This window comes from Betaproteobacteria bacterium (assembly GCA_016720925.1).
GTDB lineage: Bacteria > Pseudomonadota > Gammaproteobacteria > Burkholderiales > Usitatibacteraceae > UKL13-2.
The window spans coordinates 1-11,721 of sequence record JADKJR010000007.1; the positions used below are offsets into that span (position 1 = coordinate 1).

The following is an 11,721-nucleotide window of genomic DNA, read 5'->3' on the forward strand; positions in this document are numbered from 1 at the left end:
GCGTTGTCCCGGTCAATCGCCTCGGCGCGCGGCGCGAGTTCCGCGTCGCACAGGCGCTTGACCGAGTTGCGCAGGGCGTCGATGTCGTCGTTGATGTGGGTATCAAAACTCATGTGTTCTCCGAAGCTGCGGGAGCGAAATGGGATAGGCAGATTATCGCGCGAAAGTCGTGGAGGCGAGATAGAGCGATCGATTGTTATTTTTTGGCGAAAACGTGAAACCAGCGTGTATGGTGGGCAAAGCGTAGCGTACCCACGCGTAACGTTGGCCGTGGGCACGCTTCGCTTTGCCCACCCTACGCCGCACAAAGACGCTGGAATCTCGTCCACTTGCCTTGATCAACCTCGGCTTGCTCCGAATCATCTCTCCTTGCCGGATCAAGGGGGCGGCACGCCTTTCAAGGCTCTCGGCGTCTTCGTTCTGGCTATTTCTTCGGTAGAGTGCTGCCAAATTCTCCAAGCTTTGTGCAACATCAGGGTGATCTATGCCGAGCGACTTCTCCCTGATCGACGGGGCAACTTTGAGAGGTTCGGCATCTGCATATTTTCCTTGAGCTTTGTACAGCATGCCGAGATTGTTCAAACTAGTCGCTACGTCAGGATGATTCGGCCCGAGTGAATTCTCCATGATTGCCAATGAACGCATGTAGAGAGGCTCGGCCAGCAAATACTGGCGTTGGTTCCGTCTGAAGCGCAAGATTGTTTAGACTCGTAGCCACGGAAGGATGATTTGGTCCCAAGCTCTTTTCCTCAATTGCGAGTGAGCGTTTGAAGAGTGGCTCCGCCAGCGCATATTGACGCTGGGCGCTGTATGTCGACCCAAGATTATTTAGACTTTTGGCAACTGCCGGATGGTCCGGGCCTAGGGCTTCCTCCCGGATCGCAAGTGCCCGCTTGTCGAGTGGCTCTGCGTCTGAGTATCTGCCTTGGACGCGGTACAGTTCGGCAAGATTCATAAGGCTATTGGCAACGCTTGGATGTGAGGGGCCAAGAGATTTCTCACGTATCGCCAGCGAACGCTTTTGGAGAGGCTCTGCCTTCGTATGATGTCCTTCCGTGACATATAGCGCAGCAAGATTACTTAAACTTGTTGCAACAGAAGGATCTTCAGGGCCGAGTACCTTTTCCTTAATAGAAAGTGAACGTGCGAGGAGGGGTTCGGCTTGCACATACTTACCTTGTTTCTCGTACGACATGCCAAGGTTATTCAAGGTCACAGCCAAAGAGGCATCTTCTTGGCCCAACTCCTTACTTTCCTAGATCGCGAGCGAGCGCTTGTAATGGGTCACAGCCAGCGAAAATTGGCCCAATGCTTCGTATTGCAATCCGAGATTGTTCAGCAGGATGCCAAAGTACGGATGCCGGTCGCCTAGTGCCACTTCCGCAAGTTGGAGGGCTTTTTTTTCCATGACAACCGCGCGATCATACTGACCCTTGTCGTAGAGGGCCATGGCTTCTTCATCCAAACTACGCCATGTATCTGACCCGACCACTTGCGTGCAGGCAGACATACCTGCGGTTAATGCAAGGTGGAGCAACAACAAAGCGATCGCTAGCTTGTTTGTATTCATCAGTTTTCGATCGCGCAGTTCAATTCGACAATCTGCTTGAGCGATTGTCACTTTGCCCCCATCCGAATCGCCCCATCGAGCCGAATCACTTCGCCGTTCAATACCTCGTTTTCCATGATGTGCTTGACCAGCGCCGCGTATTCGTCCGGTCGCCGGGCGGACGGGGAAACGGAATCTGCGCGCCGAGCGATGCACGGACCTCTTCCGACATGCCTTGCAGCATGGGCGTATCGAAAATGCCCGGTGCGATGGTCATGACGCGGATGCCGAGTTTCGCGAATTCACGCGCGATGGGCAGCGTCATGCCATTCACGCCGGCTTTCGAGGCGGAATAGGCGGCCTGACCGATCTGTCCCTCGAACGATGCGACAGATGACGTGTTGATGATCACGCCGCGTTCGCCGGAGGCGTTCGGTGTCTGAGTCGACATGGCATGCGCTGCGAGGCGAATGACGTTGAAGGTGCCGATCAGATTGATTTCCACCGCGCGGCGGAAATTCGCGAGCGAGTGGGGGCCATTTTACCGACCACGCGTTCCCCCGGCGCCACACCGGCGCAGTTCACCGCGCCGTGAAGTCCGCCGAATGCGGACAGGGCGAGATCAACCGCCGCCTGTACGCTTGCTTCGTCGCTGACATTGGTTTCCTGGAATCGCGCATGACTGCCGAGTTCGGTCGCCATTTTTCCGCCGGCGTCCTTGTTGATGTCGGCCAGAACCACATTGGCGCCATTGGCGACGAGCATGCGCGCGGTCGCGGCACCGAGGCCCGAGCCGCCACCGGTGATGAGGAAGGTTGAGTTTTGAATTTTCATTTTTAGGGGTGGGAAGTTGGTGAAGGAGAAGGAATGGTTGCGAGGGGGACGTCGTTTTCCTGCGCCCATTGGGCCCAGTGACTGACGCCGTACTGACGAAAGTATTCGACCAAGGCTGCGTGTGTGAATGCGACGCCGGACGCGGCTTCCACGCGCGCGACGAAATGTGGTTCCAAGGCCGCCAGCGCGACCCAGCCGTCGCTGGCTTCGTAGAAATTATAGCCGGGATGTCGACCCGCCAAGAGTCCGCCTTGGCACGTGAGTCCGTGTTGGTGCGGCCCGGCAAATGCGTTCGCTGCCGTCTCCAGCGATACGACAAGGCGATGGCCACGGCCGGTCTGTTGTGCAAGTCGTAGTGCGGCAAACGTTGCCGTGACGGCACGTTCGCTCCCCGCAAGATCGGCAATCAGCGTGGCCGGGAGCTGAGGCGGGGTTGCCAGCCCGGCGGCGGCAATGTAGGTGAGGTCGTGGCCGGCATCGTTTCCTGCGTCAGACCCTACGATCGCGATGTGGCAAAGACGCGGAAAGCGCGCCGACAGGGAGTCCCAGTTCAGTTTCAGGCGTTCGAGGGCCGCGTCGCGCTGTGATGTGAGGAGAATGTCCGCGTTTGCCAACAGTTCATCCAGCGTCGCGTGATCGGAAGCGGACTTCAGATTGAGCGCTCGAATTTCGATCCCCTGATGCAGTTCATCGTAGTAGCTGCGTGCGTACTGGCGCATGGGATCGCCGCCGAGCGCATCTGGTGGTTCAACCTTGATGACGGCCGCGCCAAAGTCTGCCAGGCGCCGCGCACAGGCTGGGCCGGGAAGATTGAGAGCGATGCTGACGACGCGAATTCCCGCAAGTGCCGCGGACAAAGTCGGAGTGCTAATATTTGTTTGTGTATTCATGAATGGATTATATGTCCGCGATCTTTCATCAGCTTGCCCCTGGCGTTACCGTTATTGAGCGCGGCTGGCTCAATTGCAATCAGATTGTCCTTGCGTCAAAAGATTGGAATGTCCTGATCGACAGTGGCTATGGACGTCATGCCGAGGCAACCCTTCGTCATGTGGCCGGTGCCTTGAGCGATGCGCCATTGCACTGGCTGATCAATACGCACTGTCACAGCGACCACATGGGGGGCAATCGCGCGCTGCGGGAGCATTACGACTGCCGCGTGACAATTCCCGCTGGCGAGGTGAAACATGTCGTGCCATGGACGGAACAGAGTTGCTGGTCCGAGGAGATGGATCAGTACGTGGAGGAATTCGAGTTTGACGACACCATGGTGGCGGGTGATACGTTTGAAGGCGGCGGCCAGCATTGGCAGGCCTACGCCGCACCGGGACACGACATGGATGCCCTGATGTTCTTTGCCAAGGGGCCGCGCATTCTCATCACCGGTGATGCGCTATGGGAGCGGGGACTGGGTTTCGTGTGGCCGGAAAAATATTACGTTGCCGATCCCAATCCCCATACGCGCGCCGCGCAAGCCGCGTTGAACACCATCGAGAAACTCAATCCGGCGATCGTGGTGCCAGGGCATGGTGCGCCATTTTCGGACGTGGCCAAGTCGCTTGCGGATGCTCGAAGCAAATTGACCGCTTTCGAGCGGGACCCGGTCAAAAATGCGCGCCACGTCGCCAAAAGCCTTTTCGTCTTCGCGCTTCTGGACAAGGGGGAGATAAAAGCGGCTGACGTGCCGGCGTATCTGCAATCGGTGCCGGTTTATCGACGGCTGCGTAATGAGTTTCTCAGCGGTACAAACGACGCGCTGGCGACACATATGATCAATGAACTGGTGGCAGCGAAGGCGCTGGCATTGGAAGATGGATTGGTCAGGCCGATGATGCGGGCGTAGGCGAAAGAAAATACAAACTCTAGCGCTGGTGCGGCGTTTCAGCCATTTGTGCCTTGAAAGGCGCGTCAGTGCTTGAGGTTTACCGGTCCGCCAGCATTCCGCAAAGGTACGAACACTTCAATCTGGCAAACCTCCGCGCGTGGCGCCGCGCGCGTTTTCCCGTGACCGTTACGCGCCGAATCGCTGTAAGCCCTGCAAATCAAGCACGGTCACGCTGCCGTAATCCACCCGCAGCATGCCGGCTTTTTCCAGCACCTGCAGTGCCTGATTCACGCGCTGGCGGGAGACGCCGGAGAGGAAACCGATTTCTTCCTGTGAGATCTGTATCTGACGGCCAATATCCGGGCAGAGTACCGGGTTGAACAAGACGGACAGCGATCGTGCCACGCGCGCGTCGGGTTCCAGCAATCGCTCGCTTTCAACCAGGGTGATGAACTGCCCCAGCCTTTCGTTCAACTGCGCCAGCAGGAAACGATTGAAGCCGAGATTGGTGTCCAGCAAGCGATTGAACGTGGCGCGCGGCATGTATGCGATGCGACTGGCGCGCAGCGCGAGGATGTCGTATTTGCGAAGTTCGTCTTTTAACAGCGAGCCCTCACCAAACCAGCCACCTGAAGGCACACCGGTAAGCGTGGTGAGCTTTCCGCTGGCAGAAAGATTGCTCATCTTCACCAGGCCGTCAATCACGCCGATCCAGCATCCGACCGGCTCGCCTTTGCGGCAAACATAGCCGCCAGCCGGCACATTGCGCTCGATCACTTCGCACGCAACGCGCTGCAGTTCTTCAGCCGATAAATTCTCCGCCCAGCGGCAACTCGAGAGGAAGGTTGCCATGTCAGGCGATGACGTGATTTTTGTGCGGTGCAATAGAGAACTTGACATGTTGCTGTCAACTATACACGTGCCGAATTGCGTCCGGATCATGGGCGTTTGAACGCGATAATTCGCGCGTATCCGGCGTGTGGCCCGCTGCAAACGCGACTTTCTGGCGCATTCAATTCAGTCTTGGCCGAGAGCACAATTTCCTGCATTTGTCAGCCGGGCCTGGAGTAACATGAAACAGGAATTGAAATGTCCGCCGATTGTCGTTTGGGCGACAACCGGGCACGTTGCAGCTGGCTACACTGCTTGAAACAAGGCCGCGTGTATCGACATATCGAATGCGACGGTCAAACAAAATAATAACAGCCGAATTGAGGAGAATGCGATGCCAGGCATGGCGCCGCCCGTTCCAGTCGCGAGTCCCACCACCTTTCCGCGTTTGCTGCTAAAGCACGCCGCGGAACGTGGTGATCGCCCCGCATTGCGCGAAAAGGACCTGGGCATCTGGCAGACGTTCAGCTGGAGCCAAAGTGCCGCGGAAATTCGCGCGCTTGCGGGCGGTCTGGCTTCACTCGGATTCCGGCGCGGCGATGCATTGGCTATCATCGGTGAAAATCGGCCGCGTCTTTACTGGTCTATTACCGCCGCCCAATCGCTCGGTGGCATTCCGGTTCCGCTCTATCAGGATGCGGTGGCACAAGAGATGGTATTCGTGTTCCAGAATGCCGACATTGCCTGCGCGATCGTCGAGGATCAGGAACAGGTCGACAAGTTGCTGGAAATCCTGCCGCAATGCCCGAAGCTGACGCACATCATCTACGACGATCCGCGCGGACTGCGGCGCTATGGGCAGATGGAAGGGCAGGCGGAGCTCATCGGTTTCGACGAACTGCAGCGGCGCGGGCGCGAATTCAACGATGCGCATCCAGATCATTTCGAACAGGAAATCGAGAAAGGCAGGCCGGAAGATATCGCCGCACTTTTCTACACCTCGGGAACGACCGGCAGCCCCAAAGGCGTGGTGCTAACCCATGAAGCGATGATTGCGACGGGGCGCACCTATTGCGAATTCGAGCACCTTGATGCCGACGAAGAATTGCTGGCCTATTTGCCCATGGCCTGGATTGGCCAGAACCTGTTTTCGTATACCCAGTCGATGGTCGCGGGCTTCTGTGTATCGTGCCCCGAATCCGCCGAGACCGTGATGAGCGACATGCGGGAGATCGGGCCAACATATTACTTCGCGCCGCCGCGCGTGCTCGAAGGCTTGCTCACGTCCGTGATGATTCGCATGGAAGACGCGAGCTATCTCAAGCGCAAGGCGTTTCATTACTTCATGGATCTGGCGCGACGGGTGGGATCAAGGATTCTCGATGGCGAGCCAGTCAGTCTCACCGATCGCATCATGTATGCGGTGGGCGGCTTCACGGTCTATGGGCCGTTGCGTAATGCGCTAGGCATGAGCCGCGTGAAAGTGGCGTACACGGCGGGTGAAGCAATCGGCCCCGACCTGTTTGTGTTTTACCGTTCCATTGGCATCAACCTCAAGCAAATATACGGACAGACCGAGACCACGGTATATGTGTGTGTGCAGCCTAATGGCGCGGTGAGATCGGACACGGTGGGCCCTCCATTGCCGGGGTGTGAAATCAAGCTGTCGGGCGACGGTGAGATTCTGGTCAAGACGCCAGGTCTGTTCAAAGGCTATTTCAAGAACGCCGAAGCGACTACCGAGGCGATCGATGCCGATGGCTGGTTCCGGACCGGCGACGCCGGTTACTTTGATCACGATGGCCATCTGAAAATCATCGACCGCGCCAAGGATGTGGGCAGGCTGACGGATGCAACAATGTTCGCGCCGAAGTATCTTGAGAACAAGCTGAAATTCTTTACGCACATCAAGGAGGCGGTGGCGTTTGGCAATGGCCGGGATCATGCCACGGCCATGATCAATATCGACGTCAATGCGGTGGGCGATTGGGCCGAGCGACGCAATCTCGGTTATGCGGGCTATACCGATCTTGCCGCCAAGCCGGAGGTATATGAACTCGTCCGCGAATGTATTGAAAAGGTAAATCTCGATCTCGCGTGCGACCCGAAGTTGGCTACGTCGCAGATCAGGCGCTTCGTCATCCTGCACAAGGAACTTGATGCCGACGATGGTGAATTGACCCGCACACGGAAGGTGCGCCGAAACATCATCGCCGACAAGTATGAAAAGATCATTGACGCTTTGTACGGGTCGGCGCCGAGCGTGCAAATTGACGCGCTGGTGAAGTTCGAGGATGGCCGCAGCGGCATGATCCGCGCGGAGCTGAAGGTTGCGGACGCGAAAACGTATGGGCCATCGGAAGCCGCGCAGATGAACCGGAAGGCGGCATGATGACCGCTAACTCGGCAATGGCCGCCATGAGCGCAGTGATTCCGCCAAAACCAGGGCGCAAAACAGGTGAAGTCATACTTGCCCTTGAGGACATTTCGCTCGCTTTCGGTGGCGTGCAAGCCTTGTCACACATCAGCTTCGATGTGCGCGAACACGAGATCCGCGCCATCATCGGCCCGAACGGCGCCGGCAAAAGCTCAATGCTCAACGTGATCAATGGCGTCTACCATCCGCAACAAGGCACGATCCATTTCAAGGGCGAAAAGCGCCACCAGATGAATCCACACAAGGTGGCTTCGCAAGGGGTGGCGCGCACGTTCCAGAACATCGCACTGTTCAAAGGCATGAGCGTGCTGGACAATTTGATGGCTGGACGCAACCTGATGATGAAGACGGGCATTCTTCAGCAGGCGTTTTACTGGGGTGCTACCCAGCGGGAAGAATTGGCCCATCGCGCGCGCGTCGAGGAGATCATTGATTTCCTCGAAATCCAGGCGATTCGCAAGACGCCTGTTGGGCGCTTGCCGTACGGGCTGCAAAAGCGCGTTGAACTCGGGCGCGCGCTCGCCGCGGAACCGACATTGCTGCTGCTGGACGAACCCATGGCCGGCATGAATGTGGAAGAGAAACAGGACATGTGCCGGTTCGTGCTGGATGTGAATGAAGAGTTCGGCACAACCATCGTGTTGATCGAACACGACATGGGAGTTGTGATGGATATTTCCGATCGGGTCGTGGTGCTGGACTACGGCAAGAAAATCGGTGATGGCGTGCCCGATGATGTACGCAACAATCAGGCCGTCATCAATGCTTATCTGGGTGTGGGGCACTAATGGGGCCGTTCATTGAAGTCATCCTGGGGGGCCTCATGGCGGGCGTCCTGTATTCGCTGGTCGCGCTGGGCTTTGTGCTGATTTACAAGGCGTCGGGCGTATTCAATTTCGCGCAGGGCGCAATGGTGTTGTTCGCCGCGCTGGCATTCGCACGATTGTCGGAAAAAATGCCGATGCCAGTGGCATTTGTTCTGGCGATGGGCATCATGGTGATTGTGGCATGGCTAATCGAGCGCCTCGTGCTGCGTTCTCTTGTCAATCAGGAAGGCATCATTCTTTTCCTTGCTACGTTTGGCGTGACATATTTTCTTGAGGGCCTTGGCCAGTTGATATTTGGCTCGGACATCTATCCGATTGACCTCGGTTTGCCGAAGGAGCCCAGGATCATCTTTGAGAGCACATTTCCCGGCGGCATTCTTATCAATATTGAAGACCTGGTTGCCGCAGCGGTCGCCGGTACGCTGGTATTGTTCCTGGCGCTGTTTTTCCAGAAAACGACCGTTGGCCGCGCATTGCGGGCGGTGGCAGACGATCATCAGGCCGCGCAATCCGTGGGAATCCCGCTCAACCGTATTTGGGTGATCGTGTGGAGTGTGTCCGGCTTCGTCGCGCTGGTGGCTGGCGTGATCTGGGGCTCCAAACTGGGTGTGCAGTTTTCACTCGCGTTGGTGGCGTTGAAGGCGATTCCGGTGGTGATCCTTGGTGGCTTCACCTCGGTGCCGGGCGCGATAGTCGGCGGCTTGATCATCGGCGTCGGCGAGAAAGTCGCCGAGGTTTATCTGGGGCCAATCATTGGCGGCGGCATTGAGAACTGGTTTGCCTACGGCTTGGCATTGGCATTTCTGATGGTGCGGCCCGAAGGTCTCTTCGGCGAACGCCATATTGATCGGGTCTGACGATGTTTTACAGAGAGAATGGCCAATTCAAGACCAGCTACGCCGACGACCAGGCGTTACTGTCCATCAAACAGGACAAGTGGTTTATCTGGCTGGTGCTGGCCGTTGCGTTTGCCGTGGTACCGATGTTCGCCTCGGAATATTTGTTTCGCGCGATTCTGATTCCGTTTCTGATTCTGGCGCTGGCGGCAATCGGGCTCAATTTGCTGGTTGGTTATTGCGGGCAGATTTCCCTTGGTACTGGTGCGTTCATGATGGTCGGCGCATACGCGGCTTACAACATCGCGGTGCGAATTCCGGAGCTGAACATTCTCGTTGTGTTCATTTTGGCGGGTTTAATTACGACCGTCGTCGGCATGGTTTTCGGCATTCCCAGCCTGCGCATCAAGGGGCTGTACCTCGCCGTGGCGACGCTTGCCGCGCAGTTTTTCATGGACTGGCTGTTCTCGCGCGTGAAGTGGCTTACCAACGATTCGTCGTCTGGCTCGGTAAGCGCACCAGTGGTGGAGATGTTCGGGTTCAAGTTGGATTCGCCCATTGCCAAGTACTGGTTTGTGTTGGCAATCGTGGTGCTGTTTGCATTGATCGCCAAGAATCTGGTTCGATCGAACATTGGCCGCAGCTGGATGGCCACACGGGACATGGACGTGGCCGCCGAAATTATCGGCATTCGACCGGTCTACGCCAAGTTGTCGGCATTCGCGGTCAGCTCATTTTTTGTTGGCGTTTCCGGTGCGTTGTGGGCGTTCGTTCACCTTGGCTCCTGGGAGCCTCTGGCGTTCGATATCAATCGATCCTTCACAATGATATTCATGATTATCATTGGCGGTTTGGGTTCGATCCTCGGCTCGTTTCTTGGCGCGGCGTTTATCGTCGTCCTGCCGCTGGTGCTGAATCAGGTACCGATCTGGTTCGGCATCCCGATATCGACGGCGACCGCGTCGCATCTGGAATTCATGATTTTCGGGGCGCTGATCGTTTTCTTCCTCATTGTCGAGCCGCATGGACTGGCGCGGCTATGGGCGATCGCCAAGGAAAAGCTGCGCATTTGGCCGTTCCCGCACTGATATCGCAATCGATGTCGATGACGTAGTTGCAGAAACCATGAGTCCCTGAATGTCATGTCAAAAAGAGCAGCAATGCCAAAGCAAGCAACGAGCGAAGTTACCCATATCAACAGGAGGACGGAAATGAAGACCAGGTGGAAAACAGCAGGCTTGGCATGCGCCATCGCCGCGGCATTTACGGCGGGCGGTGCGTTTGCGCAGGCGAACGAACAATTTGTCCCGGTTCTGGTATATCGAACCGGTGCCTACGCGCCTAACGGCGTGCCATGGGCGAATGGATTTGTCGATTACCTGAAATTGATCAACGAACGCGATGGCGGTATTGGCGGCGTCAAGCTGACGTATGAGGAGTGTGAGACCGGCTACGCGACCGATCGCGGAGTCGAGTGTTACGAGCGGCTGAAGGGTAAAGGTCCGACTGGCGCGACGGGATTCAATTCCCTTTCGACCGGCATTACATACGCGCTGACGGATAAGACGTTTGGCGACAAAATTCCGATGTTCACGACCGGCTACGGCCGCAGTGAATCGGCTGACGGCAGTGTCTTCAAATGGAACTTCCCGCTGCTCGGGACTTATTGGAGTGCCGCCGATATGCTCGTGCAGCACGTCGCCAAGAAAGGCAGCCTGAAAGGCAAGAAGATCGCGCTGGTCTATCACGATTCTCCTTTTGGCAAAGAGCCGATTCCCGTACTGGAAGAGCACGCCAAAAAGCATGGATTCGAATTGCTCAAGCTGCCCGTGACTCACCCGGGCGTCGAGCAAAAGGCAACCTGGCTGCAGGTTCGTCAGCAACGCCCCGACTACGTTTTCCTGTGGGGCTGGGGCGTGATGAATTCAACGGCAATTCGTGAAGCGATCAATGTTTCCTATCCGCGCCTGCAGATGTTCGGTGTGTGGTGGAGCGCGGCGGAGCCGGATGTGTTGCCGGCTGAAATGGCGGCAAAGGGCTACAACGGATTGTCTCTTGGACATTCCAACGAAAAAAATGCCGGCGTTCATAAGGACCTGATGAAGGTGCTTTACGATAAAAACAAAGGCACAGGCAAGAAAGAAGATGTCGGCCATGTTCTGTATAACCGCGGCATGATCAGCGCGATGCTATTGGTGGAATCGGTGGTGAAGGCCCAAACCAAGTTTGGCAAAAAACCTTTGACCGGTGAACAAGTGCGCTGGGGCGCCGAAAATCTCAATCTCGATGCCGCTCGCCTCAAGGCCCTTGGTTTTGATGGCATCGTCCAGCCGTTGAAAACGTCGTGCGCGGATCATGAGGGCACTCGCAAGGCACGCGTCCATACCTGGGACGGCACAACCTGGAGTTACACCTCTGACTGGTATGAAGCGGACAACAAGTTCTTGCGTCCGATGGTTGAGGCGCAGGCCAGGAAATATGCGGCCGAAAAGAAAGTGGAAGTGCGCGATTGCAAGAAGGAAAGCTGATTCGAGCTGAGGGTTAGTCTCTGGGCGTTTTGCGTAATTCTGCATAACGCCCAG

11 protein-coding genes and 1 pseudogene are annotated in these 11,721 nt (G+C 56.7%); 6 read left to right on the forward strand and 6 right to left on the reverse strand.

All coding sequences use genetic code 11. The annotated features are described in order from the left end of the window. Positions 1-153: 153 nt before the first annotated feature. From IPP88_11835 to IPP88_11855, 5 genes and pseudogenes are all read right to left on the reverse strand, one after another. Positions 154-645, reverse strand: coding sequence for a tetratricopeptide repeat protein (locus tag IPP88_11835; protein ID MBL0123381.1), 492 nt, complete (start codon positions 643-645; stop codon positions 154-156). Beyond that, on the reverse strand, positions 596-1,210 hold the full coding sequence (locus IPP88_11840) for a tetratricopeptide repeat protein (GenBank protein ID MBL0123382.1): 615 nt from the start codon (positions 1,208-1,210) through the stop codon (positions 596-598). The genes IPP88_11835 and IPP88_11840 overlap by 50 nt, the downstream gene beginning before the upstream one ends. A 45-nt stretch (positions 1,211-1,255) precedes the next feature. Continuing rightward, a complete protein-coding gene (locus tag IPP88_11845; GenBank protein MBL0123383.1) occupies positions 1,256-1,621 on the reverse strand; it encodes a tetratricopeptide repeat protein in 366 nt (121 codons plus the stop codon). After that, positions 1,618-2,383, reverse strand: a pseudogene (locus IPP88_11850) (3-hydroxyacyl-CoA dehydrogenase). The gene IPP88_11845 and the pseudogene IPP88_11850 overlap by 4 nt, the downstream one beginning before the upstream one ends. 2 nt (positions 2,384-2,385) lie before the next feature. Next, positions 2,386-3,273, reverse strand: coding sequence for a CoA transferase (locus IPP88_11855; GenBank protein MBL0123384.1), 888 nt, complete (start codon positions 3,271-3,273; stop codon positions 2,386-2,388). Positions 3,274-3,284: 11 nt separating this feature from the next. On the opposite strand from IPP88_11855, the gene IPP88_11860 reads away from it, so the two are divergent. After that, positions 3,285-4,226, forward strand: a complete 942-nt coding sequence (locus IPP88_11860; protein MBL0123385.1) for an MBL fold metallo-hydrolase — start codon at positions 3,285-3,287, stop codon at positions 4,224-4,226. A 168-nt stretch (positions 4,227-4,394) separates the two neighbouring features. Here the strand turns inward: IPP88_11860 and IPP88_11865 are convergent, their stop codons facing one another. Further along, a complete protein-coding gene (locus tag IPP88_11865; protein ID MBL0123386.1) occupies positions 4,395-5,060 on the reverse strand; it encodes a Crp/Fnr family transcriptional regulator in 666 nt (221 codons plus the stop codon). Between the two features lie 373 nt (positions 5,061-5,433). Between IPP88_11865 and IPP88_11870 the strand changes: the two genes are divergently transcribed. The 5 genes from IPP88_11870 to IPP88_11890 all read left to right on the forward strand — a co-directional run bounded on the left by IPP88_11870 (position 5,434) and on the right by IPP88_11890 (position 11,667). Further along, positions 5,434-7,431: an AMP-binding protein gene (locus IPP88_11870; GenBank protein ID MBL0123387.1), complete on the forward strand. Its 1,998-nt coding sequence runs from the start codon at positions 5,434-5,436 to the stop codon at positions 7,429-7,431. A gap of 17 nt (positions 7,432-7,448) precedes the next feature. Further along, a complete protein-coding gene (locus IPP88_11875; GenBank protein ID MBL0123388.1) occupies positions 7,449-8,264 on the forward strand; it encodes an ABC transporter ATP-binding protein in 816 nt (271 codons plus the stop codon). After that, positions 8,264-9,160, forward strand: coding sequence for a branched-chain amino acid ABC transporter permease (locus tag IPP88_11880; GenBank protein MBL0123389.1), 897 nt, complete (start codon positions 8,264-8,266; stop codon positions 9,158-9,160). The genes IPP88_11875 and IPP88_11880 overlap by 1 nt, the downstream gene beginning before the upstream one ends. A 2-nt stretch (positions 9,161-9,162) precedes the next feature. Beyond that, complete coding sequence (locus tag IPP88_11885; protein ID MBL0123390.1) at positions 9,163-10,227, forward strand: branched-chain amino acid ABC transporter permease; 1,065 nt, start codon at positions 9,163-9,165, stop codon at positions 10,225-10,227. A gap of 123 nt (positions 10,228-10,350) precedes the next feature. Next, positions 10,351-11,667 carry an ABC transporter substrate-binding protein gene (locus IPP88_11890; GenBank protein MBL0123391.1) on the forward strand — a complete coding sequence of 439 codons (1,317 nt, stop codon included), beginning with the start codon at positions 10,351-10,353 and terminating at the stop codon, positions 11,665-11,667. Positions 11,668-11,721: the final 54 nt, after the last annotated feature.

Bases quoted from the DNA above. Each gene is read 5' to 3' on its own strand.
- IPP88_11835 (MBL0123381.1), bottom strand. From the start codon at position 645: ATGCGTTCATTGGCAATCATGGAGAATTCACTCGGGCCGAATCATCCT.
- IPP88_11855 (MBL0123384.1), bottom strand. From the start codon at position 3,273: ATGAATACACAAACAAATATTAGCACTCCGACTTTGTCCGCGGCACTT.
- IPP88_11860 (MBL0123385.1), top strand. From the start codon at position 3,285: ATGTCCGCGATCTTTCATCAGCTTGCCCCTGGCGTTACCGTTATTGAG.
- IPP88_11865 (MBL0123386.1), bottom strand. From the start codon at position 5,060: ATGGCAACCTTCCTCTCGAGTTGCCGCTGGGCGGAGAATTTATCGGCT.
- IPP88_11870 (MBL0123387.1), top strand. From the start codon at position 5,434: ATGCCAGGCATGGCGCCGCCCGTTCCAGTCGCGAGTCCCACCACCTTT.
- IPP88_11875 (MBL0123388.1), top strand. From the start codon at position 7,449: ATGGCCGCCATGAGCGCAGTGATTCCGCCAAAACCAGGGCGCAAAACA.
- IPP88_11880 (MBL0123389.1), top strand. From the start codon at position 8,264: ATGGGGCCGTTCATTGAAGTCATCCTGGGGGGCCTCATGGCGGGCGTC.
- IPP88_11885 (MBL0123390.1), top strand. From the start codon at position 9,163: ATGTTTTACAGAGAGAATGGCCAATTCAAGACCAGCTACGCCGACGAC.
- IPP88_11890 (MBL0123391.1), top strand. From the start codon at position 10,351: ATGAAGACCAGGTGGAAAACAGCAGGCTTGGCATGCGCCATCGCCGCG.